The organism is Mycobacterium talmoniae, from assembly GCF_001854525.1.
GTDB lineage: Bacteria > Actinomycetota > Actinomycetes > Mycobacteriales > Mycobacteriaceae > Mycobacterium > Mycobacterium talmoniae.
Map to the genome: position 1 here is coordinate 14,157 of NZ_MLQM01000008.1, position 26,450 is coordinate 40,606.

A 26,450-nucleotide genomic window follows, 5' to 3' on the forward strand; every position below is an offset into this window, starting at 1 on the left:
CCGGGATAGGGGTTGCGCGGCCGGACAGGGCCAGCAGTTCCGCACTGCGGATCGTTTCCCTACGGTTACGTGAGATGGTTCCCGTGACGAAGGGAGCGGCATGCCACGAACCAGCCCGTATAGCATCACCTTGGCCGAAGCCGAGCGCACCGAACTCGAAGCCCGCGCGCGTCGATATACGTCATCGTATTCAGACGTTGCGCGGGCCCGGATGCTTTATGCGGCCGACGGCCTGGGCAACGGGCACCACGATCTGGCGCTGGCTGTCCGCCGACGCGATCAAGCCCTGGCAGCACCGCTCCTGGATCTTCCCCCGCGCTCCCGACTTCGGACCCAAGGCGGCCCGGGTGCTCGACCTCCACGCCCGCCGCGCAGCGTACAAACTTGCGCACGGAGCACGCCTAACATCAAGAAAGGACGACATGAGCAGAAAAGTGGCCGCGCTCACCGACGCCGCGTACAAAGGCCCGGCTCTCGAAGTAGATCGTGAGTTTTACGGTGCGATCGCCCAGAAAATCGGCTCCCGCATAACTGTCGAATCGTTCGTCATCCCAATCCGTTCCGGCAAGGCGTGGAGAGTTCCGGCTGGCCATGTGTGTCGGATTCTCACCGTAGACGGGCCGCAGGTTGGCGATCTGAACATCTGGAACTTCAACAACCCGCGCGAACGGTTCTGGGCGGCACGCACCCGGCAGTTACAGGCTGCGCACGTCACCACGTTCGACCGGCTGTGGTCCAACCTTCCTTACCTGCGCCCACTGGCGACCATTACCGCTGACACCTTGGAAAACTATGGCATCGACAGCGAAGGCGGCCGTGTCCACGACCTACTTGGTACGCGGTGCGATCCGTACGTCAACCGGATGCTGACAGGTGTCGACTTCGACTACTTCTGCCACTCCAATTTGGTGCGGGCCGTCCGCCCGTTCGGCCTTACCGAGTTCGACGTGCACGACGTACTGAACGTATTCCAGTGCACCGGCCTCAACGACGCCGACCAGTACTTTATGAAGACGTGCCCGGCGAAGGTCGGCGACTATTTTGAACTATTCGCCGAACAAGACTTGCTGATGGCCTTGTCCACCTGCCCCGGTGGTGACCTCTCGATACCGATGTGGGGCGACGGTGCGCACGATCCGGTTGAAGTGTGCCGGCCCATCGGTATCGAAGTGTGCAAAGTCAACGACGCGCTGTTGGAAGGCTGGATTCCGGCAAAACCCCCCAAGTACGCAGGCGGGCACGGCCTCCGAGGACAACCCTGGCGGTAAGCCCGCGCCCAGAATCCTGGTCAGACCCCAGCGGCGGCCCCACCGTTGGCGGCCATGAAAGTGGGGCCAAATCAGACCGTCGCAGCGACACCACGTTTGCGCTCACCTGTCTGCCCAGCGTGACGCGGAAAGTTCCTTCACATCCCGTGCAGGCATGGCATGGGCGTAGTCAGTGACACCATTTGCTGAAAACCTTCCTGTCCTGGGACGACCGGCAACTCCCGGACGGCACCGTGATCTGGTCCGCGCCGACCGGCCACGTCTACGTGACCACGCCGGGCTGCGCGCTGCTGTTCCCGGTGCTGATGACGCCCACCGGCGAGGTGCACCACCACCAGCTGCCCGCCTCCCGGCAATGCGGTGACCGCAGCGCGATGATGCCGAAACGGCGTCACACCCGCGCCCAAAACCACGCCAACTACGTCGCCGCCGAGCGCCGCCGAAACCGCACCAAACGCGAAGCCCGCCAAGCGGCCTTAACCGGCGGCCCCGCACCACCGGGCATCGACCCCAACGACGAACCACCGCCGTTTTAGGGGCCGTGTTCAATAGGGGGATGCCGGCTGACCATCGACGGTGGCTCGCCATCGCAACCGCGGTACTTCTGCTCATTGCGGGGTGCTCCGGCGGCACGGCTCGTGACCCGCTGACCGCCAGCTTTACCGACCTGGCCGAATCGATCCCGGCCACCGTCGGTATCGCCTTCGCCCCGGTCGGTGGGAACACGGTGTCCCCCCTCGGCGCCTGGTCGAACGGGGTGGCGTGGTCGACGATCAAGGTGCCGTTGGCGATCGCCGCGCTGCGGGCCAACCGTGACGCGGCCCAGCCGTTGGCGGTCAAGGCGATCACCGAATCCGACAACGGCGCCGCGGAGCAGCTGTGGTCCCAGCTCGGTCCGCCCGACCAAGCCGCCCACCACGTGCAGGACGTCCTGCGGGACGGCGGCGATCCCGCCACGGTGGTTGAATCACGTCGGCTCAGACCGCCGTTCACCGCCTTCGGCCAGACGCAGTGGACCCTGGCGCTGCAGGCGCAGTTCGCCGCGCACCTGCCGTGCCTGGCCGACTCCGGCCCGGTCGTCGAGCTGATGCAGCACCTGATCCCCGAGCAGCGCTGGGGGCTGGCCGCCGACGGCGACGCCGCCAAGGGCGGCTGGGGGCCCGGCCAGACCGACGGATATCTGGTGCGCCAATTCGGCATCGTGCCCACCGCAACCGGCCAAGTGGGCGTGGCCCTGGCCGCCGACGCGGCCACCTTCGAAGCGGGAGCCGACGCGCTGAACCGGATGGCGCACTGGGTGTCCGCGCACAAAGCCGAGCTGCCGGCCGGCCGCTGCGCCGGCTAGCCCAGCAGCGACGGCACCACCGCCTCGATCAGGTGCGGCCCCGGCGTGGTGACGGCGTCGCGGAGCGCGTCGGCGAATTCCTCGGCGGTGCTCGCCGAGCGCGCCGGCACCCCCATGCCCTCGGCGATCTTCACGAAATCCAAACTCGGCCGCGACAAGTCGAGCAGATCGGCCGCTTTGGGTCCGGGCGCGGCCTCGGCGCCGACACGCTGCAGCTCGACGCGCAGGATGTCGTAGGCGTTATTGCGGTAGATCACCACGGTGACGTCGAGGTGCTCCCGGGCCAGGGTCCACAGCGCCGAGATGGTGTACATCGCCGACCCGTCGGATTCCAGGCACAGCACCGGCCGGTCCGGCGCGGCGATCGCGGCACCGATCGCGGTGGGGATGCCGTAGCCGATCGCGCCGCCGGTCAGCGACAACCAGTCGTGGGCCGGCGCCCCGGCGGTGGCGGCGGCCAGCGGCAGCCCCGAGGTGTTGGATTCGTCGACGACGATCGCGCGTTCGGGCAGCAGCGCACCGATCACGTCGGCCGCCGACGCGGCGGTCAGCGGCCCGGTCGGCGCCTGCGGGCGGGAGGCCGGCGCGACGGGGGCGTCGGTGTCCGGCGCCACCGCGTCGGCCAACGCGGCCAGCGCCGCGCCGGCGTCCGCGGAGTCGGCCAGCAGATGCACCTGGCAGCCGTCGGGCACCAGGCTGCTGGGCTTATCCGGGTAGGCGAAGAACGACACCGGCGATTTCGCCCCGGCCAGCACCAGGTGCTGGGCGCCGGCCAGCTGGGCGGCGGCGGCCTCGGCGAAGTAGCCGAGCCGGTCCACGGCCGGGACGCCGGCGCCGCGCTGCAGCCGGGTCGGAAACGTCTCGGCGTACCAGCGCGCGCCGCTGGCCTGCGCGATCCGTGCGGCGGCGGTCAGCGCCGGGCCGCGGGTGGCCTGGCCACCGACCAGGATCACGGTGGGCTCCCCCGACCGCAGCACCTTGGCCACCTGGGCGACGGCGTCGGTGTCCACCTCGGCGGCGGCCGGCGCCGGTTCGGCGGCGACGACGGCCGCGGCGCCGTCGGTCCAGGACACGTCGGCGGGCAGGATCAGCGTCGAGATACCGGCCCGGCTGGCGGCGATCGCGTCGGCGGTGTCGGCCGCCACCTCGGCGGTGGCACCGGAGCGGCGCACCCAGCCGGACACGCTGCCGGCCAGCGCGTCGATATCGGATTCCAGCGGGGCGTCGTACTTCTTGTGGTAGGTGGCGTGGTCGCCGACGACGACGACCATCGGCACCCCGGCCCGACGGGCGTTGTGCAGGTTGGCCAGCCCGTTGCCCAGGCCGGGCCCCAGGTGCAGCAACACCGCCGCGGGCCGCCCGGCGATGCGCGCGTAGCCGTCGGCGGCGCCGGTGGCCACCCCCTCGAACAGGGTCAACACCCCCCGCATCGCCGGCACCGTGTCCAGGGCGGCCACAAAGTGCATCTCCGAGGTGCCGGGGTTGGCGAAGCAGACGTCGACGCCGTGATCGACCAGGGTGTGGATGAGCGCTTGGGCACCGTTCACACCCGCCGACTGTAGACCAGCCCAAACCGGCCGAGTAGGTTGGCGGATAACCGCTTAGTTACTCACCAGTAGGGAGTGCCCATCATGCCCGCTCCGTCCGCTGCGGACTTCGCCCGACTGCGTCAGCTGGTCGCCATCGACGATGTCGACGCGCGCCAGACGCGGACGATCGATGAGGTGTTCACCGGCAAGGAGCTGACCACGATCCCGGTCGGCACCGCCGACGACGTCACCGCCGCATTCGCCAAAGCCCGCGCGGCGCAGACGGACTGGGCCAACCGGCCGGTCAAGGAGCGCGCCGCGATCATCGAACGGTACCGCGACCTGGTGGCGGCCAACCGGGATTTCCTGATGGACGTCGCGCAGGCCGAGACCGGTAAGGCCCGCTCGGCCGCGCAGGAAGAGATCGTCGACATCATGCTCAACGCGCGCTACTACGCGCGCGGGGCCGCCAAGCTGCTCGCCCCCCAGCGGGTGCAGGGGCTGCTGCCCGGGTTCGTCAAGACCATGGTGATCCGGCACCCGAAGGGGGTCGTCGGGGTCATCTCGCCGTGGAATTATCCGATGACGCTGTCGATTTCGGATTCCATCCCGGCGCTGCTGGCCGGGAACGCGGTGGTGATCAAACCGGACAGCCAAACGCCGTACTGCACCCTGGCCAACGCCGAACTGCTGTACCAGGCGGGGCTGCCGCGCGAGCTGTTCGCGGTGGTGCCCGGCCCGGGTTCGGTGGTCGGCACCGCGATCGTGAACAACTGCGACTATCTGATGTTCACCGGCTCCACCGCCACCGGCCGCTCGCTGGCCGAGCAGTGCGGCCGCCGGCTGATCGGGTTCTCCGCGGAGTTGGGCGGCAAGAACCCGATGATCGTGGCCAAGGGCGCGAACCTGCCCGAGGTCACCAAGGCGGCGACCCGCGCCTGCTTCTCCAATGCCGGGCAGCTGTGCATCTCCATCGAACGCATCTACGTCGAGCGGGAGATCGCGCGGGAGTTCACCGACCAGTTCGCCGAGCGGGTGCGCAACATGACACTGTCGCCGGCCTACGACTTCTCCGCGGACATGGGCAGCCTGATCTCGGAGGACCAGATCAAGACGGTGTCCGGGCATGTCGACGACGCCAAGGCCAAGGGCGCCACGGTGGTCGCCGGCGGCAACGCCCGCCCCGACATCGGCCCGCTGTTTTTCGAGCCAACGGTGCTGGCCGACGTCACCGACGAGATGGAATGCGGACGCAACGAGACCTTCGGGCCGGTGGTGTCGATCTACCCGGTAGACAGCGTCGAGGAGGCCATCACCAAGGCCAACGACACCGAATACGGTCTGAACGCCAGCGTGTGGGCCGCCACCAAGGCCGAGGGCGAGGCGATCGCCGCCCGGGTCCGCGCCGGGACGGTCAACGTCGACGAGGGCTACGCGTTGACGTTCGGCAGCACCGCCGCGCCGATGGGCGGCATGAAGGCGTCCGGGGTGGGCCGCCGGCACGGCGCCGAGGGTCTGCTGAAATACACCGAGTCACAGACGGTGTCGACCGCACGGGTGCTGAATCTGGATCCGCCGCTGGGGATTTCGAACACGTTCTGGCAGAAATCGCTGACCCCGATGATCCGGGCGATTCAAAAACTACCCGGGCGCTGAGTTCATCCCACCGACGCAGCTTTCCCATTATGGGAATATGGGCGTAACCTGGCGGCATGGCGACCACCGTCGAAACAGACGATCGAAGTCGGGTTGTGCTCCCGGGACACCCCAACCGGCGATTCGTCGTCCGCGAGAACGCTGACGGCAGCATCTTGCTCCAACCCGCGCGGGTGGTGACGGAGGCGCAACACGAATACGACAGCGACCCCGAGTTACGCGAGTTGCTGGCCCGTGCCACCGCATCGCCCACGGTGCGTCGGGCACGTCAGCGCAGAACTCAGTGACCGCCGAGGGCGACTACTCGGCGGTGGCTAACGCCCAACTCGACGCACTGGAATCCGGACCCGACGTCGATCTCTACAACGCGGTCCTCGACGCCTGCGAGCTGATTTTCCGCCTGCCCGGGCAGGCGCACGCGTTGTCCAGTGCGGTCACCACCAAGGACGGTATCCGCATGCGGCTTCCGGTCCCTGGGCATCCGCCCTACAAAGTCTTCTGGTCGACCGAGGGGCCACGCATCGAAGCCGTATTCCCGCACCCTTAGGCAGCCATGCCACGCTCCCTCATCGCTGCGTCCGGCGGTAAGGCGAAGGTCACCCCGGCTCACGATCGATCGCCCGTCGTCTGGAGCACCTCCTTTTCAGAATCCACTGGCACCCGAAGGAAGTTGGGATGTGGTGTTTCGTCCGCCTCACAGCGACAAAGTGACGCGGGCATTCAATCGTTGTCGCTGAAAGGCGGGCACTTTCTCGCCAGGGACAACCTGCACCGCAGGTGCGCAATTGAAGCGGCAGCGTCGTCAGCGGCGGTTTTCTGGCCCCATGCACCACGTCAAAGCCGATCATTGTCGCTCAGACGCGGACGCAACACCACATGGTCTCCCCCGCCGCGCCTTCCGTCACGTCACCGCGGTGACCCACCCGGCGGTGGCCGCGGCTAGGGCGACGCGTCGCGGACGTCGTCGAGCCGGCGGCTGGCGGCGTCGAACCCGGACACCAGCTCGGCGATGATGTCGGCGACCGGGCGGATCTGGTTCATCCGCCCGACGATCTGACCGACCGGCATCGCCACCGCGGTCGGGTCGGTCGAGCGGCTCATCCGCTGATGGGCCTCGCCGACCAGGATGTTCTGCAGCGGCATCGGCAGCGGGTCGGGGGCGTCCGGGGCGTCCCAGGCGTCGGTCCAGCGGCTCTTGAGCAGCCGGGCGGGTTTACCGGAGTAGATGCGGCGCCGCACCGTGTCGCTGGAGGTCGCGCCGAGCAACGCCTGCTGGATCACCGACACCCCGGATTCCCGGGCGCCCAGGTCGTATTCGGCGGCGGTGAGGAACGCCGAACCCATCCACACCCCGGACGCGCCCAGCGCCAGCGCCGCCGCGACCTGCCGGCCGGTGCCGATCCCGCCGGCGGCCAGCACCGGCGCCCGACCGTCCAGCGCGTCCACGATCTCCGGCCACAGCACCATGGACCCGATCTCGCCGGTGTGCCCGCCGGCCTCGTAGCCCTGCGCGACCACGATGTCCACCCCGTTGTCGACGTGGTGCAGCGCGTGTTTGGCCGATCCGGCCAGCGCGGCGACCGGCACCCCGGCCTCATGCGCCTGGTTGATCACGTCGGTGGGTGGGGAGCCCAACGCGTTGGCGATCAGCTTGATCGGGTGCCGCAGCGCGACCTCGACGTGCGAGCGGGCCACCGAATGCAGCCAGCCCAGCACACCGGCGGATTTCTGCTCGTCGGCCGGCAGCGGCGGCACCCCCAGATCGGCCAGCGTCTTGTCGACGAAGGCGCGGTGCGCGGCCGGGATGAGCTTGTCCAGATCCGGCGCCGCCCCCTCGGTGGGGACCTTGGCCGGCATGACGATGTCGACGCCGTAGGGTTTGCCGCCGGTGTTGGCGTCCATCCAGCTCAGCACGGCCTCGAGGTCGTCGGCCTCGTTGAACCGCACGCAGCCCAGCACCCCCAGCCCGCCGGCGCGGCTGACCGCCGCGGCCACCTTCTCCGACGGGGTGAAGACGAAGATCGGGTAGTCGATGCCGAAGCGGTCGCACAGATCGGTGCGCACTACCTGCCTGCCCCCACGTGGTTGGCGTGCACCTCGTCGGCGGGCCGCGCCTCGGTCTGCTCCTTGGCCCAGCGGTAGTCGGGTTTGCCGGCCGGGGAGCGCTTCACCTCGTCGACGAACCACAGGCTGCGCGGCACCTTGTAGCCGGCGATCTCGGAGCGCACGAAGCTGTCCAGCTCGGCCAACGCCGGGCGCGCCCCCGGGCGGGCCTGCACCACGGCGGCGACGTGCTGGCCGTAGCGCGGGTCGGGCACCCCCACCACCAGCGCGTCGAACACGTCGGGGTGGCCCTTGAGGGCGGCCTCGACCTCCTCGGGGTAGATCTTTTCCCCGCCCGAGTTGATCGACACCGACCCGCGGCCCAGCATGGTGACGGTGCCGTCGGCTTCGACCTGCGCGTAGTCGCCGGGGATCGCGTAGCGCACCCCGTTGATGGTGCGGAACGTTTCCGCAGTCTTCTTCTCGTCCTTGTAGTAGCCGACCGGGATGTGCCCGCGTTTGGCGATGATGCCGCGCACCCCGGAACCGGGCTGCACCTCGTTGCCGTCCTCGTCGAGCACCACGGTGGTTTTGTCGATGGTCACCCGCGGGCCGCCGGTGTGCTCCTGGCCCTTGGCGACGATGCTGGTGCCGCCGAACCCGGTCTCGGACGAGCCGATGGAGTCGGTGATGACCCGGTTGGGCAGCAGCTCCAGCAGCTTCTCCTTGATGCTGTGGCTGAACAGCGCCGCGGTGGACGCCAGCAAAAACAGCGACGACAGGTCGTAGTTGTTGCCGGCGTCCTGGTGCGCCAGCAGCGCGTCGAGCAGCGGGCGGGCCATCGCGTCGCCGGTGAAGAACAGCAGGTTGACCTTGTGGTCGTGGATGGTGCGCCACACCTTGTCGGCGTCGAATTCCGGTTCCAGCACCACGGTTTGACCGGAGAACAGCGACATCCACGTCGCCGACTGGGTGGCGCCGTGGATCATCGGCGGGATCGGGTAGCGGATCATCGGCGGGTTGGCGGCGGCCTGGGTGGCCAGGTCGTATTCGCCGGCGATGGGTTCACCGGTGGCGAAGTCGGTGCCGCCGAACAGCACCCGGTAGATGTCCTCGTGGCGCCACATCACGCCCTTGGGGAATCCGGTGGTGCCGCCGGTGTAGAGCAGGTAGATGTCGTCGGCGCTGCGTTCCCCGAAGTCCCGTTCGGGGGAGCCCTGCGCCAGCGCGGCCTCGAACTCCACCCCGCCGTAGCGCTGGTAGTCGCCGTCGCTGCCGTCCTCGACCACCAGCACGGTCTTGACGTTGGGGGTGTCGGGCAGCACGTTGGCGACTCGGTCGGCGTATTGGCGCTCATGGACCAGCGCCACCATGTCGGAGTTGTCGAACAGGTAGCGCAGTTCACCCTCGACGTAGCGGAAGTTGACGTTGACCAGGATGGCGCCGGCCTTGACGATGCCGAGCATCGCGATGACGATCTCGTTGCGGTTTCGGCAGTACAGCCCGACCTTGTCGTCCTTTTTCACCCCCTGGTCGATCAGGTAGTGCGCCAGGCGGTTGGCCTTCTCCTCCAGTTGGGCGTAGGTCAACTGCTGGTCGCCGCAGATCAGGGCGACGCGGTCGGGCACGGCGTCAATGGCATGTTCGGCAAGGTCGGCAATGTTCAGAGCCACGGACCCAAACTAGAACGTGTTACATTTCGACACAAGTCTGTTGGCCCTCCCGCGGAAAGGCGGCTATCGGTGAGCGACCCCCATGCGCTGGTTGAGCAGCGCGGACACACCCTGATCGTGACGCTGAACCGGCCCGAGGCGCGCAACGCGTTGTCCTCCGAGATGCTCTCGATCATGGTCGAGGCGTGGGACCGGGTCGATGGCGACGACGACATCCGGTCCTGCATCCTGACCGGCGCCGGCGGCTACTTCTGCGCCGGCATGGACCTCAAGGCGGCCACCGCCAAGCCGCCGGGCGACTCGTTCGCCGACGGCAGCTACGACCCGTCGCGGATCGACGCGCTGCTCAAGGGCCGCCGGCTGACCAAGCCGCTGATCGCCGCGGTCGAGGGCCCGGCCATCGCCGGCGGCACCGAGATCCTGCAGGGCACCGATATCCGCATCGCCGGCGAAAGCGCCAAGTTCGGTATCTCCGAGGCACGCTGGAGCCTGTACCCGATGGGCGGCTCGGCGGTGCGCCTGGTCCGGCAGATCCCCTACACGGTGGCCTGCGACCTGCTGCTGACCGGCCGGCACATCAAGGCCGCCGAAGCCAAGGAGATCGGGCTGATCGGCTACGTGGTGCCCGACGGGTCCGCGCTGGACAAGGCGCTGGAGATCGCCGAGCTGATCAACAACAACGGGCCGCTGGCCGTGCAGGCGATGCTGCGCACCATCCACGAGACCGAGGGCCTGCACGAAAACGACGCCTTCAAGATCGACACCCAGATCGGCATCAAGGTGTTCTTGAGCGAGGACGCCAAGGAGGGGCCGCGCGCGTTCGCCGAGAAACGCGCACCGGTGTTCAAGAACCGCTGATGCAGATCGCGGTCACCGGCGGCACCGGGTATCTCGGGGCGCACACCGTCAAGGCACTGCTGGAAGCCGGACACCGGGTGCGGCTGCTGGTGGCCCCGGGCTGCGGCGACGAGCCGGTGATCCCCCGGCTGCGTGAACTCGGTGACCTCGAGGTCCTCGACGGCGACGTCCGCGACCCCGGCGTGGTGGCCGCGCTGCTGGACGGCTGCGACGCGGTGCTGCACGCCGCCGGCGTCGTCGGCACCGACAGCCGCCGCGAGCGGTTGATGTGGGACATCAACGCCTACGCCACCGAGGCGATCCTGACCCGCGCCGTGGAGGCGGGCCTGGATCCGGTGGTGTCGGTGAGCAGCTACAGCGCGTTGTTTCCGCCGCCGAACGGGGTGATCGGGCCCGACTCCCCCACCGTGGAGGGCCGCAGCGCCTACGCCCGCACCAAGGCCTACGCCGATAAGGTGGCGCGCCGGCTGCAGGACGGCGGCGCCCCGGTGGTGGTCACCTACCCGTCCAGCGTGGTGGGGCCGGCGTTTTTCACCGCGCCCGGGGTGACCGAGCAGGGCTGGGCGCCGATCGTGCGGTACCGGGTGGCGCCGCGGCTACGCGGCGGGATGCAGATGGTCGACGTGCGCGACGTCGCCGACGTGCACGCGGCGCTGATGCGGCCCGGGCGCGGGCCGCGCCGCTACGTGTGCGGCGGGCTGCTGCTGAGCTTCGACGAGATGATCACCGCGCTGCAGACCGGCATCGGGCGTCCGATCCGGCGGATCCCGGTCGCGCCGAGCGTGTTTCGCGGCCTCGGCTGGGTCGCCGACGCCGTGGGACGGTACCTGCCGCTCGGCGACGGCCTCAGCTACGAGGCGGCGCTGCTGCTGACCGCGGCCACCCCCACCGACGACTCCGCGACGCTGGCCGACCTCGGGATGGCGTGGCGCTCCCCGGTCGAGGCGATCGTGGAGTCGCTGCGGGCCCCCGCGCCGAACGTGTAATCAGACCGATTTTTCGGCCGATTTTTCGGTCTGAGTGCACGCTCGGCGACGCTGGCCGACGCCGTCGGAGGCTGTCGGTGCCCACCGGCACACTCGGGCCATGGGGGAGCCCTTTATCGGCAGCGCGGCCGTCGCCGCGGGCCAGGTGACCAAGTACGCGCTGAGCAGCAGGTTCGTCGCCATCCATCCGGACGTCTACCTGCCTCGAGGCACTGAGCTCACCGCCGTGCACAAAGCGCAGGCCGCGTGGCTGTGGTCGCGCCGTCGCGGGGTGATCGCGGGCCATTCGGCCGCGGCGCTGCATCGCGCCCAATGGGTCGACGGCCGCGCACCCGCCCAGTTGCTGTACGACTACCGGCGCCCGCCCCGAGGCCTCCGTACCTGGTCCGACCGCGTCGAAGACGACGAGGTCGAGCTGATCGCCGGCATGAAGGTGACCACCCCGGCGCGCACCGCCTTAGACCTCGCCTGCCGCTATCCGGTCGGGCGGGCGGTCGCGGCCATCGACGCGTTGGCTCGGGCAACCCACCTCAAGATGGCCGATGTCGAGTTGCTCGCCGAGCGGTACCCCGGGCGTCGCGGCATCCGCCGCGCCCGCATCGCGCTGGACCTCGTCGACCCGGGTGCCGAGTCGCCGCGCGAAACCTGGCTGCGGCTGCTGCTGATCCGGGCCGGCTTCCCGCGGCCGCAAACCCAGATCCCGCTGTACGACGAATACGGGCAACTCGTCGCGGTGATCGATCTGGGATGGGAGGACATCAAAGTCGGTGTCGACTACGAAGGCGAGCACCACCGGACCACCCGCCGGGAATTCAACAAGGGCATCAGGCGCCACGAGACGGTGACCGGGCTCGACTGGATCGATGTGCGGGTGACGGTCGAGGACTGCGAGGCCGGCATCATCGGGCGGGTCGCAGCGGCCTGGGAGCGTCGCGGTGTGCCCGCGCCGAACGTGTAATCAGACCGATTTTCCGGCCGATTTTTCGGTCTGAGTACACGCTCGGCGAAAAGCTCAGCGCAGCGGTGAGCTGGGGGTGAACACCACCGGCATGGCTTCCGGGCCGGACACGAAGTTGGCCGGCCGCAGCGGGACGGCGTCCTCGGCGGCCAGCCGCAGATCCGGCAGCCGCTGCAGCACCCGGGCGGTCATCATGCTCAGCTCCAGGCGGGCCAGCTGGTTGCCCAGGCAAAAGTGGGTGCCGAAACCGAACGCCACGTGGCTGTTGGGATCCCGGTCGATGCGGAAGTTCTCCGGATCACCGAACACCGATTCGTCGAAGTTGGCCGATTCGAACAGCAGCATCATCTTCTCGCCCGCCGTGAGTTCGGTGCCGTGGAACTCGGTGTCGGCGGTCACCGTGCGGCACATGTTCTTCACCGGCGACGTCCAGCGCAGCATCTCCTCGATCGCGCCGGGCAACAGCGACGGGTCGGCGACCAGCCGGTCCCACTGGTCGCGGTGCCGCAGCAGCTGCTCGGTCCCGCCGGAAAGCGTGTGCCGGGTGGTTTCGTCGCCGCCGATCAGGATCAGCAGCGTCTCGAACACGATCTCGTCGTCCGACATCCGCTGCCCGTCGACCTCGGCGTTGACCAGGATGGAGAACAGGTCGTCGGTGGGTTCACGGCGGCGCTCGGTGATCACGCCCTTGGTGAACTCGGTGTAGGCGGCGAACGCCGCCATCACCGCCTGAAACTGCGGCGACGTCGGGTCGAAATGCGAACTCAGCCCGGTCACCAGGTCGTCGGACCATTTCAGCAGCATGCCGCGGTCCTCGGGCAGCACCCCGAGCATGTCGCCGATCACCGCCATCGGCAGCGGGGCGGCGATGTCGCGGACGAAGTCGCATTCCCCGCGCTCACACACCGCGTCGATCAACGTGTCGCACAGCGCGGCGATCGCCGGCTCCCGGTCCTTGACCCGTTTGCGGGTGAACCCGGCGTTGACCAGCTTGCGGCGCAACAGATGCGCCGGATCGTCCATGTCGATCATGTACGGCATCCCGGGCTGATCCGGGCGGATGCCGCCGGTGGAGGAGAACAGTTCCGGGCGGCGTTCGGCGTCGATCACGGCCTGGTAGGTCGCCGCCGCGGCCAGCCCGTTGCGGTCCCGGAACACCGGCTGGTTGGCCCGCATCCAGCGGTACGCGTCGCGCGCGCCGCCGTCGGCGTAGAAGGTGCCGTCGGTGAGGTCGACGTCGAGGGCGGTGGTGGTCATCGGGTCGCCCCGATCTCGTGCGCGTCGCCGAAGGTCATCTGCACATTGGCCGACGACTGGCTGGCCAACGCCCGTTTCGGCAGCCCCAGCGCCGCCAGCTCGGCCGCGTACGGGTGGTCGCCGAGCCGCAGCCGCGCCCCGCCCAGCCGCACCCGCATCCCGTAATTACGCATTTCCCAGGGGATTTCGCGGGTCACGCCGTCGCTGTGGCTGTAGGTCGTCAACACCTGGGGTCGCGACGTCAGCGCCGACGGGATCGGCAGGCCCGCACCGAATTCGATGCCGGCCACCAGCTGGCCGTCGACGGTGACGTCGAAGTCGAACCGCGGCGTCTCGCGCACGGTGAAATCCGCCATCACCTTGGGGAAGCCCCAGATCCGCCGCCCGGCTTCCAAGGTGAAGCCCTGGTTGACCGGCAGGTGGTGGATGAACGCGGCCGCCGAGCCCAGCGCCCGCGGCCCGCGCGCGGTGGACCCGGGCGGGTTGACCATGACCGCGGTGCCGAACTCGTGATACTGCCCCAGGTCGCCGTCGACGTAGCGGACCAGCATCAGCATCGTCATCGCCCGGCCGGGCCGATATTCGCACACCGACAATCCGCTGTAGTCGATGAGGCGCTGCGCGGCGGCGGCGGGCACCGAGAACATCGCGACGTGGGTGTCGGCCTGGCGGATGCGCACCGGCATGGTCAGCACGGTGCCGGCGATCGTGTGCTGGGACAGGTTTCCGGCAGTCATACCGCCAACTTAGAACGTGTTCTAATCCGACGGTAGCGCTTTGGTCAGATCAGGGCGGCCAGCTCCTGAATCTGGGCGGTGCTGCGCGCCGACACCACCATCATCGTCACCCCGGCGGCTTCCCACACGGTGATCTGCTTGCGCACGTAGTCGATGTCGCCGACGATGACGGCGTCGTCGACCAGCTCGTCGGGGATGACCTTGGCCGCCTCGTCCTTGCGCCCGGAACGGAACAGCGCGGTGACGTCGTCGACCACCTCCGCGTAACCCATCCGGCGGTAGACGTCGGCGTGGAAGTTGGTGTCCTCGGCGCCCATCCCGCCCATGTACAGCGCCAGGAACGGTTTGATCCCGGCGAACGCCGCGGGACGGTCGTCGGTGATGACCACCTGGGCGGTCGCGCAGATCTCGAAGTCCGCCCGGCTGCGCCGCGCGCCGGGCCGGGCGAAGCCCTCATCGAGCCATGCGTTGTAGGTGTCGGCCATCCGCGGGGTGTAGAAGATCGGCAGCCAGCCGTCGCAGATCTCGGCGGCCAGCGCCACGTTCTTGGGGCCCTCGGCGCCGAGCATCACCGGGATGTCGGCGCGCAACGGGTGGGTGATCGGCTTGAGCGCCTTACCCAGCCCGGTGGTGCCCTCCCCGGTCAGCGGCAACGGGTAGTGCGGGCCGGCGCTGGTGACCGGCGCCTGCCGCGCCCACACCTGGCGCAGGATGTCGATGTATTCGCGGGTGCGGGCCAGCGGCTTGGGAAAGCGCTGGCCGTACCAGCCCTCGACGACCTGCGGGCCGGACACCCCGAGCCCGAGGATGTGCCGGCCGCCGGACAGGTGATCCAGCGTCAGCGCGGCCATCGCCGCCGCGGTCGGGGTGCGCGCGCTCAGCTGCACCACCGAGGTGCCCAGCCGCACCCGGCTGGTCGCGGCACCCCACCAGGCCAGCGGGGTGTAGGCGTCGGAGCCCCACGCTTCGGCGGTGAACACCGCGTCGAAGCCGGCGGCCTCGGCGGCCGCGACCAGTTCGGCGGCGTTTTCCGGGGGCTGTGCGCCCCAATATCCCAGCTGGAGTCCAAGCTTCATGCGATCGCCTTCCGGCCCGTTCTTGAAACCATTGTTAGAACCTGTTCTACTCGATGCTGTGACTGCCAGCCAAAGCCGCCCGGCGCTGATGGACCAGCATGAGCCGCCCCTCTCCGCGCCGCTGACGTTGTCCTTCGACTACACCCGTTCAGTCGGTCCCACCCTCGGCGCGTTCTTCACCGCGTTGCGGGAGCGCCGCATCGTGGGGGCCCGCGGCTCCGACGGTCGGGTCCACGTACCGCCGGCCGAATACGACCCGGTCACCTATGAACAGCTGACCGAGATGGTACCGGTGAGCAGCGTGGGCACCGTGGTCTCCTGGAGCTGGCAGCCGGCGCCGCTGCAGGGCCAGCCGCTGGACCGCCCGTTCGCCTGGGCGCTGATCACCCTGGACGGCGCCGACACCCCGATCCTGCACGCGGTCGACGCCGGCGACCCGTCCGCCATCAGCGCCGGCACCCGCGTGCACGTGCACTGGGCCGACGAGCCGGTCGGCGCGATCACCGATATCGCCTACTTCGCGCTCGGGGATCAGGCCGAACCGGTGCCGGATGACACCGAGCAGCGGGATCCGGTGACGATGGTGGTCAGCCCGGCCAACATCGAGATCCAGCACACCGCGTCGCAACCGGAGAGCGCCTATCTGCGGGCGCTGCAGAACGGCAAGCTGCTCGGCGCGCGCACCGGCGAAACCGGCAAGCTGTACTTCCCGCCCAAGGAAGCAGATCCGGCCACCGGGCTACCCCTGGACACCTTCGTCGAACTGCCGGACACGGGCACCGTGACGACGTTCGCGATCATCAACATCCCGTTCGCCGGTCAGCGCATCAAGCCGCCGTATGTGGCGGCCTACGTGCTGCTCGACGGCGCCGATATCCCGTTCTTGCACCTGGTCTCCGACATCGACGCGCACGAGGTCCGGATGGGCATGCGGGTGCAGGCGGTGTGGAAGCCGCGCGAGGAGTGGGGTCTGGGCATCGACAACATCGAGTACTTCCGGCCCTCCGGCGAACCCGACGCCGACTACGACAGCTACAAGCACCACCTGTGAGGGGCAGCATGACGCAACGCGAAGTCGCGGTGGTGGGGTTCGCCCACGCCCCGCACGTCCGCCGCACCGACGGCACCACCAACGGCGTCGAAATGCTGATGCCGTGTTTTGCCCAGCTGTACTCCGAGCTGGGCATCGAACGCGCCGACATCGGCTTCTGGTGCTCGGGGTCCTCGGACTACCTGGCCGGCCGCGCGTTTTCGTTCATCTCGGCGATCGACTCGATCGGTGCGGTGCCGCCGATCAACGAGTCGCACGTGGAGATGGACGGCGCGTGGGCGCTGTATGAGGCCTACATCAAGGTGCTGACCGGCGAGGTCGACACCGCGCTGGCCTACGGGTTCGGCAAGTCCTCGGCCGGCATACTGCGCCGGGTGTTGGCGCTGCAGACCGACCCGTACACCGTCGCACCGCTGTGGCCGGACTCGGTGTCGATCGCCGGGCTGCAGGCCCGCCTCGGGTTGGACGCGGGTAAGTGGACCGCCGAGCAGATGGCCCAGGTGGCGCTGGAGTCGTTCGCCGGCGCCGACCGGGTGGATTCGGAAAAGCCGGCCAAGAGCATCGACGAGCTGCTGGAGCGGCCGTACTTCGCCGACCCGCTGCGCCGCCACGACATCGCGCCGATCACCGACGGGGCGGCCGCGATCGTGCTGGCCGCCGGCGACAAGGCCCGCGAGCTGTGCGAAAACCCGGCCTGGATCACCGGTTTCGAGCACCGCATCGAAACGCCGGTGCTCGGTGCCCGGGATCTGACGCAATCGCCGTCCACCGCCGCGTCGGCGCAAGCCGGCACCGGCGCAGACGTCGGCTCGGTGGAGGTCGCCGAGATCCACGCCCCGTTCACCCACCAGCAGCTGATCCTCACCGAGGCAATGGGGTTGCCGTCGTCGGCGCGGGTCAACCCGTCCGGCGGTGCGCTGGCCGCCAACCCGATGTTCGTCGCCGGGCTGGAACGGATCGGGTTCGCCGCCCAGCACATCTTCAACGGGACCGCGCAGCGGGTGCTGGCCCACGCCACCAGCGGACCTGCGCTGCAGCAGAACCTGGTGGCCGTCATGGAAGGTCGGGACAAGTAATGGCCGCGAAGCAACTCGCCGCGGTGCTGGGCACCGGACAGACCAAGTACGTCGCCAAACGTCAGGACGTGTCGATGAACGGCCTGGTGCGCGAGGCCATCGACCGCGCGCTGGCCGACTCGGGGTCCACGTTCGACGACATCGACGCCGTCGTGGTCGGTAAGGCGCCCGACTTCTTCGAGGGCGTCATGATGCCGGAGCTGTTCATGGCCGACGCCGTCGGCGCGTCCGGCAAGCCGCTGATCCGGGTGCACACCGCCGGTTCGGTGGGCGGCTCCACCGGTGTGGTGGCCGCCAGCCTGGTGCAGTCCGGCAAGTACCGCCGGGTGCTGGCGATGGCCTGGGAGAAGCAGTCCGAATCCAACGCCATGTGGGCGCTGAGTATCCCGGTCCCGTTCACCAAGCCGGTCGGCGCCGGCGCCGGCGGCTACTTCGCCCCGCACGTGCGGGCCTACATCCGCCGGGCCAACGCCCCCACCCACATCGGCGCGATGGTGGCGGTCAAGGATCGGCTCAACGGCGCCAAAAACCCACTGGCCCACCTGCACCAGCCGGACATCACGCTGGAGAAGGTGATGGCCTCGCAGATGCTGTGGGATCCGATCCGGTTCGACGAAACCTGCCCGTCCTCCGACGGCGCCTGCGCGGTGGTGATCGGCGACCAGCAGGCCGCCGACGCCCGGGTCGCCGACGGGCATCCGGTGGCGTGGATTCATGCCACCGCGCTGCGCACCGAGCCGCTGGCCTACTCCGGCCGCGACCAGGTCAACCCGCAGGCCGGCCGGGACGCCGCGGCGGCGCTGTGGAAGGCGGCCGGCATCACCAACCCGATCGAGGAGATCGACGCCGCCGAAATCTACGTGCCGTTCTCCTGGTTCGAGCCGATGTGGCTGGAGAACCTCGGGTTCGCGGCCGAGGGCGAGGGCTGGAAGCTCACCGAGGCCGGCGAGACCGCGATCGGGGGCCGGTTGCCGGTCAACGCCTCCGGCGGGGTGCTCTCCAGCAACCCGATCGGCGCGTCGGGCATGATCCGGTTCGCCGAGGCGGCGATCCAGGTGATGGGCAAGGGTGGTGACCACCAGGTGCCCGGCGCGCGCAAGGCGCTGGGCCACGCCTACGGCGGTGGCTCGCAGTACTACTCGATGTGGGTGGTGGGGGCAGACAAGCCGTGACCATGAAGTACACCTGCAGCGTGGCGATGGGCCCGATCGATCAGTTGGTCGATCTGGCGAAGACCGCCGAAGAAGTCGGGTTCGACGCGATCGCGCTGCCGGATTCGCTGTTCTACATGGAAAAGGCCGCCGCGGACTATCCGTACACCCCGGACGGCTCGCGGATGTGGGACGAAAACACCCCGTGGGTGGATCCGCTGATCGCCGCCGCGGCGATGGGCGCGGTGACCTCCACGCTGCGGTTCTACACCAACGTGCTCAAGCTGGGCTCCCGCAATCCGCTGCTGCTGGCCCGCCAGGTCGGCTCGGTGGCCAACCTGACCGGCGACCGGTTCGGCTTCGGGGTCGGGATCGGCTGGGCGCCGGAGGAATTCGAATGGTGCGGGGTGCCGTACGCGCGCCGCGGCGCCCGGGTGGACGAGATGATCGAGGTGATCAAACTCGTGCTGGCCGGCGGCATGGTGGAATTCCACGGCGAATTCTTCGATTTCGACCGGCTGCAGATGAGCCCGGCGCCGTCGCGCCCGGTGCCGTTCTACGTCGGCGGGCACACCGAGGTGGCACTCAAGCGCGCCGCCCGGGTCGGTGACGGCTGGACGTCGGCGATGATGACCGGTGAGCAGTTGAGCCAGACCATCGCCCGGCTCAACGCGTTGCGCACCGAATTCGGCCGTGCCAACGAGCCGTTCGAGTTTCAGGCGGTGTGCATCGACAAGTTCGGGGTGGACGGCCACCGCGAACTGGCCGCCGCCGGCGTCACCGACAACATCGTCATCCCGTGGATGTTCGACGGCCTGGGCTTCGACGCGCCGCTGGACAAGAAGAAGGACTCGCTGAAACGCTTCGCCGACACCTACATACATTCGGGATGGCAGGACCAACAATGACCGAACACCCCGCCCAGGCGGCCGGCCGTCGTTCCCGCGAGGCGGTGGCCGCCCGCGACAAGGACGCCTGGCTGGCGGTCTTCGCCGACGACGCGATCGTGCAGGACCCGATCGGGCCGTCGCACTTCGACCCCGAAGGCAAGGGGCATCGCGGCCGCGATGAGATCTCCGCGTTCTGGGACAAGGCCATCGCGCCCACCGACAAGATCGAGTTCAACTTCGTCGACAGCTTCCGCTGCGGGGACGAGGAAGCCAACGTCGGCAACATCGTCATCACCATGGGCGGCCACCAAATCACCACCGACGGCGTGTTCACCTACCGGGTCAACGACGCCGGCCAGCTGGTGGCGCTGCGGGCGTACTGGGAGTTGGACCGCGCCGCGGCGACCGCCCGCAAGATCTAGCGCGGTTCCAGCCCGGCCCGGTAGCGCTGGGCCAGCTCCTGGTAGGCCTTCGGGTTGACGTTGACCCACATTTCGGCGCCGGTGCCGGCGATCGGACCCTTGACCTTCGCCGGCGACCCGACCACCAGCACCCCGTCGGGGATCTTGGTGCCGCCGACCACCAGCGCACCCGCGGCGACCATCGCCCGCGACCCGATCACCGCGCCGTCCAGCACGGTGGCGTGGTTGGCGATCAGCGCCTCGGCGCCGACATGCACACCGTGGATGACGCACATATGCGCCACCGTCGCACCCGGCCCGATGTCGACCGGGATGCCCGGCGGCGCGTGCAGCACCGAGCCGTCCTGCACATTGGCACCCTCGCGCACGACGATCGGCGCGTAGTCGGCGCGCAGCACGGTGTTGAACCACACCGACGCGCCGGCCTCGATGGTGACGTCGCCGATCAGGGTCGCGGTGGGGGCGACGAACGCGGTGGGGTCGATGCGCGGCGATCGGCCTTCAAAGGAAAACAGCGGCATCGTCCAGATATACCCCAGCGCGGGTACTCAAGCTCACGAGCAGCCGTTATTGCGCAATCCAACGGAAAAACTGTAACGTGTTCTAGTTAGAAGCTACGGAACTGGGAGGCGTGATGGCGACCGAGACGGCCGGTATTCGCGAGATCGACACCGGCACCCTGCCGGACAGGTACGCCCGGGGGTGGCACTGCTTGGGTCCGGTCAAGAACTTCCTGGACGGCCAACCGCACGGCATCGAGATTTTCGGCACCCACCTCGTCGTGTTCGCGGACTCGCAGGGCGAGCTGAAGATCCTCGACGGCTACTGCCGGCACATGGGCGGCAACCTGGCCCAGGGCACCATCAAGGGCGACGAGATCGCCTGCCCGTTCCACGACTGGCGTTGGGGCGGCGACGGCAAATGCAAGCTGGTGCCCTACGCCAAGCGCACCCCGCGACTGGCCCGCACCCGCGCCTGGACCACCGATGTGCGCGGCGGGCTGCTGTTCGTCTGGCACGACCACGAGGGCAACCCACCGCCGGAGGAAGTGCGGATCCCGGAGATCCCGGAGGCGTCCAGCGGGGAGTGGACCGAATGGCGCTGGAACAGCATTGAGATCGACGCCAACTGCCGCGACATCATCGACAACGTCACCGATATGGCGCACTTCTTCTACATCCACTACGGGCTGCCCACCTATTTCAAGAACGTGTTCGAGGGCCACATCGCCTCGCAGTACCTGCACAACGTCGGCCGCCCGGACGTCAACGACATGGGCACCACCTACGGTGAGGCGCACCTGGATTCGGAGGCCAGCTACTTCGGCCCGTCGTTCATGATCAACTGGCTGCACAACAGCTACGGCGGGTTCAAGGCCGAGTCGATCCTGATCAACTGCCACTACCCGGTGAGCCAGGAGAAGTTCGTCCTGCAGTGGGGGGTGATCGTGGAAAAGCCCAAGGGCATGGACGACGCGACCACCGAGAAGCTGGCGGCGGCGATGACCGACGGCGTCAGCAAGGGCTTCCTGCAGGACGTCGAGATCTGGAAGCACAAGACCCGCATCGACAATCCGCTGCTGGTCGAGGAGGACGGCGCGGTCTACCAGATGCGCCGGTGGTATCAGCAGTTCTACGTCGACGTCGCCGACGTCACCCCGGAGATGACCGACCGCTTCGAAATCGAGGTGGACACCACGGTGGCCAACGAGAAATGGCACGTGGAGGTCGAGGAGAACCTCAAACGCCAGGCCGCAGAGAAAGAGAAGGCCGAACAGGGCTCGGCATGACCGACTCCGGGCCGCAGCCGCCGCCAGACGTCGATCTGCTGGCTCGGTCCATGCTGTCCCTGCACGGCCCGCACGACGACCACGACCACCCGCCGAGTGACGCCGGCGTCGGCCGGTGGGCGAAGGCGCCGGATTTCGCCAACGATCCGGCGCGGGCCGCCGAGGTGGCCGCCGCCACCCGAGCCGACCGCGAACGCTACCTCACCGCGGGACTGGTGCCGGTGGACTGCCGGTTCTGCCACGCCACCGTCGCCGTCAAGAAGCTGGGGCCCGGACACACTGCGGTGCAGTGGAATTCCGAGGCCACCGGGCGCTGCGCGTATTTCGCCGAGCTGCGCAGCAGCGGCGAGCACAGCGGCCGGGCCCGCTCCTGCCCGAAGCTGGCCGACAGCATCAAACACGCGGTCGCCGAAGGCTGCCTCGAAGAGGTGTCCAGCGCACCGCCCCCCGGCGACGGTTAGCGGCCCACCGAACCGGCCCGCGCCGAACCGGCCCGCGCCGAACGTGTAATCAGACCGGGATTTCAGCCGATTTTTCGCGCTGAGTACACGCTCGGCGGACAGAGCGCCTCGCGGGTCACAGCCCGGCGAACCGCTCCTTGACCGCGTCGCTGGTCAGCCCGTAATCACCCAGCGAATAGGTGTGCTTGGGCGCGCGCGGGCCCTGTTGGCTCGCGGCGTGGCTGGCCTGCATCGCGGCCCGGGCCGCCTCGGTGAGCGGCAAGCCGAAGTGGCGGTAGATGGACTCCACGGTCGCCAGCGGATCGGCGACGAAGTCGGCGTAGTCGACGTCGCAGAACTGCGCCGGGTCGTGCTTGGCGCGTTCGGCGTTGAACCGCTCCAGCCCCCGCGACCAGGTCTCCATCGCGTCCGCGCCGATCTGCGCCCCGACAAAGCTGTTCGACCACCCGGCGGTGGTGTGCTGGGCCAGCGAGCACATCGACGCCATGATGGTCTCGGCCGGGCGGTGGCACTGCACGACCAGCGCGTCGGGGTAGGTGGCCATCAGCGCGTCCAGCGCGAACAGGTGGCTGGGGTTCTTGAGCACCCAACGCTTCTCGGCGTCGTACAGGCCGATCAGCTGCAGGTTGCGGCGGTGCCGCCGATACGACGGCCCCCAGTCCTGCCGGGATAGCCACTGCGCGTAGCTGGGCAAGTGCGCCAGCGTCTCATACGACACCGAATGCAGCGACTGGCGCAGCAGCTGCCAGCACTCCTCCAGCTCGTCGGCGGTCATGAAGTGCAGGCCGGTGTAGCCGGGGTTTTCGTCGTGGTGCTGACTGAACTGGGCCTGCAGCTGTTGGAACACCGGGTTGGCGTCCCAGGTGTCCCGCGGCGGGCGCGGCTGCGGGTATTCGGCCAGCCACATCTGCAGACCCTGATGCGCGGGGTCGGCGCCGAGCAGCCGATGCAACGCGGTGGTGCCGGTACGCGGCAACCCGGTCACGAAGATCGGCCGCTCGATGACGACGTCGGCGTGCTCGGGGTGCTGCTGCCAGGCGGCCTGCGACAGCAGCCGGGCCACCAGCGCGCCGCGCAGAAAGAACCGGTTCATCTTGCTGCCCAACGGGGTTAGGTCGGCTTCGGTCTGGTAGGAGTCCAGCAGCACACCCAGGGCTTCGCGGTAGTTGTCGTCGTCGGCGCCGAAATCGTCGAGCCCGACGAACTTGCTGGCCGAGGCGTGCAGGTCCTCGACGGTGCCGACATCGGTGCGTTCGGTCATCAGGATTTGTACTCCCCGCAGTTGACGTCGAGGGTCTGGCCGGTGATGCCGCTGGCCAGGTCGCTGGCCAAAAACAGGATCGCCGAGGCCACCTCGTCCTCGGTGGGCAGCCGCTTGAGGTCGGAGTTGGCGGCGGTGGCGTCATAGATCGCCTCCACCGTGGTGCCGTACTTGCCGGCCTGATGCTCGAAGTAGCTTTTCAGGGTGTCGCCCCAGATGTAGCCGGGCGCAACCGAGTTGACCCGGATTCCGTCGCTGCCGAGTTCGCTGGCCAGCGACTGCGACATCGCCAGCAGCGCGGACTTGGCCATCTTGTAGGCGCCGTACTTGGGCTGCGAATGCCGGATCACCATCGAGTTGACGTTGACCACCGCCCCGTTGGTCTCCGCGAGGGCCGGGGTGAAGCCCTGAATGAGCCGCAGCGCGCCCAGCACGCTGAGCTCGATCGCATCCCGGATGTGCTGAAAGCTGGTGCCGGCCAAGGGTTTCATCGATGGCACCCGGAATGCGTTGTTGATCAGCACGTCGACCTTGCCGTAGGCGGCCAACGACTCGCTGACCAGGTTGGCCACCTGCGTCTCGTCGGTGATGTCGGTGGACACCGCCACCGCGCGCCGGCCGCTCTCGGCGACGCGTTTGGCCACGTCGTCGAGGCGCTCCGCGGTGCGCGCGGCCAGCACCAGATCGGCGCCCGCCGCCGCGCAGCGCTGCGCCAGCGTGGTGCCCAGTGCGGGCCCCACCCCGCTGATCACCACGACCTTGCCGTCCAGCATTCCGGCCATCACTACCCCAGCATTCTGTTCGCAATTTGGAGCTGGCGGGTCGCGATGCGCGCCCGCCAGTCGTCGTCGGAGATCTTGTTGTGCTCGAAATACGGCAGCGCGGCCGGCACCGCGTCGACGTCGACGAGCTCCACGGTCGGGCCGTCGGCCTCGGTGAGCGCCCGCGACACCCGCTGCCAGCGGAACTGCAGGAAGCCGCGCCGATGCCCCAGCGTCTCCACCCAGTTGGTGACGCCCGGATTCTGGTCGGCCACCACGATGCGGATTTTGCCGTCCGGGTCGGCTTGGGCCTGGGTGCCGTTCAGCGAGGTCTGGTGGTTGATGTAGTCCAGCGAGATGTACCACAGGCTGCCCAGCTGGAACCCGAGGTAGGGCGCGTCGCTGACCGGCAGCGTGATGACCAGCGCCTGATCGGGTCGCAACTCGAAATGCCCGGCCGAGGAGTACTGGGTGGCCAGCCCGCCGGGGGTCAGCCGCGGCGCCACCATGGTGTTGACCGGGATGTTGAGGTAGAACCACTGCGGAAACGCCAGCCAGGTCTTGATCCGCTGCACCAGTTGCTTTCCGGCGATGGCGTACCGCTTTTCGATCAGCGGGCGGCTCAGCGGCGGCGGCGCGGTGCCGGCGGTGTCGGTCCGCGCGATGGCCAGGGTGCCGCGCCGCGCCGACCAGTCGTTGTAGACCTCCCGGATCACCAGCTGTCCGTTGCTGTCCGGGCGCACCCGCCATTCGAAGCTGCCGTCGGCGGCGATGTCGAGTTCCCGGTCGTCGAACGCGGCCTGGCTGGCCGGCACGTTGTCGTCGGTGTACTCGCCGCCGAGCAGTTGGAAGCTCAGGTCGGTGGTGGTGCCGCGCGTCCCGGTCACCACGTATTCGTGCCCGCCGTGCACCCGGGTGCCGAAGTACAGGGTGTCCGGGTTGTCCAGGCCCATCTTGGTGAACGGCCCGGTCCCCGATTGCAAAAACGGGTGGTCGCGGTCGTAGTCGAAGGCCAGGTGGGTGCACGCCGCGATGCCGCCGGCGAGGTACTGCAGGCCCTCGAGCAGGTCGGCCTCGGTCTCGATGTGCGGGGCGTCGGCCACCAGTCTCTCGGCCTCGGCGATCGCCTCGGCCAGCGGTTGGGTAAACATCGACCGTCCTTAGTGGTTCAATAATGAACCGTATCGGTAGAGATTCTGAAAGAAGATTAGAACGGGTTCTAGTTTGAGTCAACGGGCGCGTCGGTACAGATCTGGATCGCTGCGTTAGTATTTTGGAATGCCACCGGGTGAGTCATCGGGTCGGGCCTCCCCGCCCACCAGCCGCGTGGTCGCCATCTTGGACTTTTTGGCCCAGCATCCGCACGACCAGTTCGGCCTGTCCGAACTGGCCCGGCGGCTGGACCTGAGCAAGCCGACCTGCCTGGGGATCGTGACCACGCTGACCGACGCCGGCTACCTGGTCCGCGACCCCCAGGACAAGACCTACCGGCTGGGACCGGCGCTGATCGGGTTGGGGCACACCGCCCAGGAGTCGATGCGGGTCAGCCCGGCCGCCCGCGAGGAGCTGCGGCGGCTGTCGGCGGCGTTCAGCACCACCGCCGCGCTGGCCGCGGTCATCGATGACCGCATCACCCTGCTGGAGCTGGTCGCCCCGCCCGGAGCCAAACCGGGGGTGCGGGTCGGGCAGAGCTATCCGTTCGCGCCGCCGGTGGGGCTGATGTTCGTGCTGTGGGACGACGCGGCGCTGCGCGGGTGGCTGGCCCGCGAACCGACCATCCCGCTGCGCACCGACGGCCAGCGGCTGGACCGCGTCGTCGCCGAATGCCGCGCGCAGGGCTACCTGGTCGAACGGCTCACCCCCGGCGGCCGCCGGCTGTATGCGCTGATGGCCGGCATGTCGTCCACCCTGCCCGCCGAGTTGCAGGCGCTGCTCGGCGAACTGGTCGCCGACATCGGAGAGCGGGTCTACCTGCGCGGCGAGGCCGGCACCTCCGGGCGGCAGCGGCACGACATCAGCGTGATCGCGGCGCCGGTCTACGACCACCACCAGCGCCAGGTGATGGTGGTGTCCCTGCAGATCGGCCGGGCGTTGACCGACACCGAGATCACCAAATGGGCCCGCGGCCTGACCGCGGCCGCCGACGCGGTGACCGCCCAGCTGGGCGGGTCCAAACCGGTTTTCGACGCGTAGAAGGATGCT

General features: G+C 68.8%; 27 protein-coding genes. 17 read left to right on the forward strand and 10 right to left on the reverse strand.

What is annotated here, in order from left to right; genetic code table 11:
- Nucleotides 1-218: 218 nt before the first annotated feature.
- From BKN37_RS03165 to BKN37_RS03175, 3 genes are all read left to right on the forward strand, one after another.
- The gene (locus BKN37_RS03165; protein WP_207547205.1) at nucleotides 219-1,268 is read left to right on the forward strand and encodes an urea carboxylase-associated family protein; all 1,050 of its coding nucleotides are present in this window, start codon (nucleotides 219-221) and stop codon (nucleotides 1,266-1,268) included.
- Between the two features lie 182 nt (nucleotides 1,269-1,450).
- Nucleotides 1,451-1,804 (forward strand): hypothetical protein, encoded by a 354-nt coding sequence (locus tag BKN37_RS03170; protein WP_071021309.1) that lies wholly within the window; start codon nucleotides 1,451-1,453, stop codon nucleotides 1,802-1,804.
- A 20-nt stretch (nucleotides 1,805-1,824) separates the two neighbouring features.
- A complete protein-coding gene (locus tag BKN37_RS03175) occupies nucleotides 1,825-2,613 on the forward strand; it encodes a serine hydrolase (RefSeq protein WP_242657067.1) in 789 nt (262 codons plus the stop codon).
- Here BKN37_RS03175 and BKN37_RS03180 read toward each other — a convergent pair.
- Nucleotides 2,610-4,160 carry an acetolactate synthase large subunit gene (locus BKN37_RS03180; protein ID WP_071021313.1) on the reverse strand — a complete coding sequence of 517 codons (1,551 nt, stop codon included), beginning with the start codon at nucleotides 4,158-4,160 and terminating at the stop codon, nucleotides 2,610-2,612. The genes BKN37_RS03175 and BKN37_RS03180 overlap by 4 nt on opposite strands.
- Before the next feature lie 84 nt (nucleotides 4,161-4,244).
- Here BKN37_RS03180 and BKN37_RS03185 point away from each other — a divergent pair, with 84 nt between their 5' ends.
- Genes BKN37_RS03185 through BKN37_RS03190 form a run of 3 tightly spaced genes read left to right on the forward strand, consistent with a single transcriptional unit; the run spans nucleotide 4,245 to nucleotide 6,345 of the window.
- Nucleotides 4,245-5,798: a succinic semialdehyde dehydrogenase gene (locus tag BKN37_RS03185; RefSeq protein ID WP_071021464.1), complete on the forward strand. Its 1,554-nt coding sequence runs from the start codon at nucleotides 4,245-4,247 to the stop codon at nucleotides 5,796-5,798.
- Nucleotides 5,799-5,854: 56 nt separating this feature from the next.
- The gene (locus tag BKN37_RS27550; protein ID WP_083341547.1) at nucleotides 5,855-6,085 is read left to right on the forward strand and encodes a hypothetical protein; all 231 of its coding nucleotides are present in this window, start codon (nucleotides 5,855-5,857) and stop codon (nucleotides 6,083-6,085) included.
- Complete coding sequence (locus BKN37_RS03190) at nucleotides 6,082-6,345, forward strand: hypothetical protein (protein ID WP_071021317.1); 264 nt, start codon at nucleotides 6,082-6,084, stop codon at nucleotides 6,343-6,345. The genes BKN37_RS27550 and BKN37_RS03190 overlap by 4 nt, the downstream gene beginning before the upstream one ends.
- 392 nt (nucleotides 6,346-6,737) lie before the next feature.
- Here BKN37_RS03190 and BKN37_RS03195 read toward each other — a convergent pair whose 3' ends face one another.
- Both BKN37_RS03195 and BKN37_RS03200 read right to left on the reverse strand, forming a co-directional pair.
- A complete protein-coding gene (locus BKN37_RS03195) occupies nucleotides 6,738-7,862 on the reverse strand; it encodes an NAD(P)H-dependent flavin oxidoreductase (RefSeq protein ID WP_071021321.1) in 1,125 nt (374 codons plus the stop codon).
- Entirely contained in the window at nucleotides 7,862-9,514 is a 1,653-nt protein-coding gene (locus BKN37_RS03200; protein ID WP_071021325.1) for an acyl-CoA synthetase, read from the reverse strand. The genes BKN37_RS03195 and BKN37_RS03200 overlap by 1 nt, the downstream gene beginning before the upstream one ends.
- Nucleotides 9,515-9,583: 69 nt before the next feature.
- Here BKN37_RS03200 and BKN37_RS03205 point away from each other — a divergent pair, with 69 nt between their 5' ends.
- The 3 genes from BKN37_RS03205 to BKN37_RS03215 all read left to right on the forward strand — a co-directional run bounded on the left by BKN37_RS03205 (nucleotide 9,584) and on the right by BKN37_RS03215 (nucleotide 12,316).
- On the forward strand, nucleotides 9,584-10,372 hold the full coding sequence (locus tag BKN37_RS03205; protein ID WP_071021328.1) for a crotonase/enoyl-CoA hydratase family protein: 789 nt from the start codon (nucleotides 9,584-9,586) through the stop codon (nucleotides 10,370-10,372).
- Entirely contained in the window at nucleotides 10,372-11,358 is a 987-nt protein-coding gene (locus tag BKN37_RS03210; RefSeq protein ID WP_071021332.1) for an NAD-dependent epimerase/dehydratase family protein, read from the forward strand. Before BKN37_RS03205 ends, BKN37_RS03210 begins: the two co-directional genes overlap by 1 nt.
- A gap of 100 nt (nucleotides 11,359-11,458) precedes the next feature.
- Nucleotides 11,459-12,316 carry a hypothetical protein gene (locus BKN37_RS03215; RefSeq protein WP_071021336.1) on the forward strand — a complete coding sequence of 286 codons (858 nt, stop codon included), beginning with the start codon at nucleotides 11,459-11,461 and terminating at the stop codon, nucleotides 12,314-12,316.
- 54 nt (nucleotides 12,317-12,370) lie between these two features.
- On the opposite strand, the gene BKN37_RS03220 is transcribed toward BKN37_RS03215, so the two are convergent.
- Genes BKN37_RS03220 through BKN37_RS03230 form a run of 3 tightly spaced genes read right to left on the reverse strand, consistent with a single transcriptional unit; the run spans nucleotide 12,371 to nucleotide 15,386 of the window.
- A complete protein-coding gene (locus BKN37_RS03220; RefSeq protein WP_071021339.1) occupies nucleotides 12,371-13,573 on the reverse strand; it encodes a cytochrome P450 in 1,203 nt (400 codons plus the stop codon).
- Nucleotides 13,570-14,310 (reverse strand): acetoacetate decarboxylase family protein, encoded by a 741-nt coding sequence (locus tag BKN37_RS03225; protein WP_071021342.1) that lies wholly within the window; start codon nucleotides 14,308-14,310, stop codon nucleotides 13,570-13,572. Before BKN37_RS03225 ends, BKN37_RS03220 begins: the two co-directional genes overlap by 4 nt.
- Nucleotides 14,311-14,354: 44 nt before the next feature.
- Entirely contained in the window at nucleotides 14,355-15,386 is a 1,032-nt protein-coding gene (locus BKN37_RS03230) for an LLM class F420-dependent oxidoreductase (protein ID WP_071021345.1), read from the reverse strand.
- Between the two features lie 58 nt (nucleotides 15,387-15,444).
- Between BKN37_RS03230 and BKN37_RS03235 the strand changes: the two genes are divergently transcribed.
- Genes BKN37_RS03235 through BKN37_RS03255 form a run of 5 tightly spaced genes read left to right on the forward strand, consistent with a single transcriptional unit; the run spans nucleotide 15,445 to nucleotide 19,976 of the window.
- Nucleotides 15,445-16,437, forward strand: coding sequence for a Zn-ribbon domain-containing OB-fold protein (locus BKN37_RS03235; protein WP_083341549.1), 993 nt, complete (start codon nucleotides 15,445-15,447; stop codon nucleotides 16,435-16,437).
- An 8-nt stretch (nucleotides 16,438-16,445) separates the two neighbouring features.
- Complete coding sequence (locus tag BKN37_RS03240; protein WP_071021352.1) at nucleotides 16,446-17,513, forward strand: thiolase domain-containing protein; 1,068 nt, start codon at nucleotides 16,446-16,448, stop codon at nucleotides 17,511-17,513.
- Nucleotides 17,513-18,685 carry a thiolase domain-containing protein gene (locus BKN37_RS03245; protein WP_071021356.1) on the forward strand — a complete coding sequence of 391 codons (1,173 nt, stop codon included), beginning with the start codon at nucleotides 17,513-17,515 and terminating at the stop codon, nucleotides 18,683-18,685. The genes BKN37_RS03240 and BKN37_RS03245 overlap by 1 nt, the downstream gene beginning before the upstream one ends.
- Nucleotides 18,686-18,687: 2 nt before the next feature.
- Nucleotides 18,688-19,572 carry a TIGR03619 family F420-dependent LLM class oxidoreductase gene (locus tag BKN37_RS03250; protein ID WP_071021360.1) on the forward strand — a complete coding sequence of 295 codons (885 nt, stop codon included), beginning with the start codon at nucleotides 18,688-18,690 and terminating at the stop codon, nucleotides 19,570-19,572.
- Entirely contained in the window at nucleotides 19,569-19,976 is a 408-nt protein-coding gene (locus tag BKN37_RS03255; RefSeq protein ID WP_071021365.1) for a nuclear transport factor 2 family protein, read from the forward strand. The genes BKN37_RS03250 and BKN37_RS03255 overlap by 4 nt, the downstream gene beginning before the upstream one ends.
- Here BKN37_RS03255 and BKN37_RS03260 read toward each other — a convergent pair.
- Complete coding sequence (locus BKN37_RS03260) at nucleotides 19,973-20,497, reverse strand: gamma carbonic anhydrase family protein (RefSeq protein ID WP_071021368.1); 525 nt, start codon at nucleotides 20,495-20,497, stop codon at nucleotides 19,973-19,975. The genes BKN37_RS03255 and BKN37_RS03260 overlap by 4 nt on opposite strands.
- A 113-nt stretch (nucleotides 20,498-20,610) precedes the next feature.
- Here BKN37_RS03260 and BKN37_RS03265 point away from each other — a divergent pair, with 113 nt between their 5' ends.
- A complete protein-coding gene (locus BKN37_RS03265) occupies nucleotides 20,611-21,765 on the forward strand; it encodes a 3-ketosteroid-9-alpha-monooxygenase, oxygenase component (RefSeq protein ID WP_071021371.1) in 1,155 nt (384 codons plus the stop codon).
- Entirely contained in the window at nucleotides 21,762-22,226 is a 465-nt protein-coding gene (locus tag BKN37_RS03270) for a hypothetical protein (RefSeq protein WP_071021376.1), read from the forward strand. Before BKN37_RS03265 ends, BKN37_RS03270 begins: the two co-directional genes overlap by 4 nt.
- Before the next feature lie 115 nt (nucleotides 22,227-22,341).
- Here BKN37_RS03270 and BKN37_RS03275 read toward each other — a convergent pair whose 3' ends face one another.
- Genes BKN37_RS03275 through BKN37_RS03285 form a run of 3 tightly spaced genes read right to left on the reverse strand, consistent with a single transcriptional unit; the run spans nucleotide 22,342 to nucleotide 25,399 of the window.
- Nucleotides 22,342-23,487 carry a sulfotransferase family protein gene (locus BKN37_RS03275; protein ID WP_071021380.1) on the reverse strand — a complete coding sequence of 382 codons (1,146 nt, stop codon included), beginning with the start codon at nucleotides 23,485-23,487 and terminating at the stop codon, nucleotides 22,342-22,344.
- Nucleotides 23,487-24,269, reverse strand: coding sequence for an SDR family oxidoreductase (locus BKN37_RS03280; protein WP_071021383.1), 783 nt, complete (start codon nucleotides 24,267-24,269; stop codon nucleotides 23,487-23,489). Before BKN37_RS03280 ends, BKN37_RS03275 begins: the two co-directional genes overlap by 1 nt.
- A 2-nt stretch (nucleotides 24,270-24,271) precedes the next feature.
- A complete protein-coding gene (locus BKN37_RS03285; RefSeq protein WP_071021386.1) occupies nucleotides 24,272-25,399 on the reverse strand; it encodes a hypothetical protein in 1,128 nt (375 codons plus the stop codon).
- Nucleotides 25,400-25,526: 127 nt separating this feature from the next.
- Here BKN37_RS03285 and BKN37_RS03290 point away from each other — a divergent pair, with 127 nt between their 5' ends.
- Complete coding sequence (locus tag BKN37_RS03290) at nucleotides 25,527-26,441, forward strand: IclR family transcriptional regulator (protein WP_071021391.1); 915 nt, start codon at nucleotides 25,527-25,529, stop codon at nucleotides 26,439-26,441.
- Nucleotides 26,442-26,450 lie beyond the last annotated feature (9 nt).

What these genes read in the sequence shown, in the direction of transcription:
- BKN37_RS03220 (WP_071021339.1), bottom strand. Translation starts at nt 13,573, where the DNA reads ATGACCACCACCGCCCTCGACGTCGACCTCACCGACGGCACCTTCTAC.
- BKN37_RS03215 (WP_071021336.1), top strand. Translation starts at nt 11,459, where the DNA reads ATGGGGGAGCCCTTTATCGGCAGCGCGGCCGTCGCCGCGGGCCAGGTG.
- BKN37_RS03275 (WP_071021380.1), bottom strand. Translation starts at nt 23,487, where the DNA reads ATGACCGAACGCACCGATGTCGGCACCGTCGAGGACCTGCACGCCTCG.
- BKN37_RS03270 (WP_071021376.1), top strand. Translation starts at nt 21,762, where the DNA reads ATGACCGACTCCGGGCCGCAGCCGCCGCCAGACGTCGATCTGCTGGCT.
- BKN37_RS03260 (WP_071021368.1), bottom strand. Translation starts at nt 20,497, where the DNA reads ATGCCGCTGTTTTCCTTTGAAGGCCGATCGCCGCGCATCGACCCCACC.
- BKN37_RS03290 (WP_071021391.1), top strand. Translation starts at nt 25,527, where the DNA reads ATGCCACCGGGTGAGTCATCGGGTCGGGCCTCCCCGCCCACCAGCCGC.
- BKN37_RS03225 (WP_071021342.1), bottom strand. Translation starts at nt 14,310, where the DNA reads ATGACTGCCGGAAACCTGTCCCAGCACACGATCGCCGGCACCGTGCTG.
- BKN37_RS03285 (WP_071021386.1), bottom strand. Translation starts at nt 25,399, where the DNA reads ATGTTTACCCAACCGCTGGCCGAGGCGATCGCCGAGGCCGAGAGACTG.
- BKN37_RS03280 (WP_071021383.1), bottom strand. Translation starts at nt 24,269, where the DNA reads ATGGCCGGAATGCTGGACGGCAAGGTCGTGGTGATCAGCGGGGTGGGG.
- BKN37_RS03230 (WP_071021345.1), bottom strand. Translation starts at nt 15,386, where the DNA reads ATGAAGCTTGGACTCCAGCTGGGATATTGGGGCGCACAGCCCCCGGAA.
- BKN37_RS03245 (WP_071021356.1), top strand. Translation starts at nt 17,513, where the DNA reads ATGGCCGCGAAGCAACTCGCCGCGGTGCTGGGCACCGGACAGACCAAG.
- BKN37_RS27550 (WP_083341547.1), top strand. Translation starts at nt 5,855, where the DNA reads ATGGCGACCACCGTCGAAACAGACGATCGAAGTCGGGTTGTGCTCCCG.
- BKN37_RS03185 (WP_071021464.1), top strand. Translation starts at nt 4,245, where the DNA reads ATGCCCGCTCCGTCCGCTGCGGACTTCGCCCGACTGCGTCAGCTGGTC.
- BKN37_RS03255 (WP_071021365.1), top strand. Translation starts at nt 19,569, where the DNA reads ATGACCGAACACCCCGCCCAGGCGGCCGGCCGTCGTTCCCGCGAGGCG.
- BKN37_RS03240 (WP_071021352.1), top strand. Translation starts at nt 16,446, where the DNA reads ATGACGCAACGCGAAGTCGCGGTGGTGGGGTTCGCCCACGCCCCGCAC.
- BKN37_RS03210 (WP_071021332.1), top strand. Translation starts at nt 10,372, where the DNA reads ATGCAGATCGCGGTCACCGGCGGCACCGGGTATCTCGGGGCGCACACC.
- BKN37_RS03165 (WP_207547205.1), top strand. Translation starts at nt 219, where the DNA reads ATGCGGCCGACGGCCTGGGCAACGGGCACCACGATCTGGCGCTGGCTG.
- BKN37_RS03175 (WP_242657067.1), top strand. Translation starts at nt 1,825, where the DNA reads ATGCCGGCTGACCATCGACGGTGGCTCGCCATCGCAACCGCGGTACTT.
- BKN37_RS03250 (WP_071021360.1), top strand. Translation starts at nt 18,688, where the DNA reads ATGAAGTACACCTGCAGCGTGGCGATGGGCCCGATCGATCAGTTGGTC.
- BKN37_RS03265 (WP_071021371.1), top strand. Translation starts at nt 20,611, where the DNA reads ATGGCGACCGAGACGGCCGGTATTCGCGAGATCGACACCGGCACCCTG.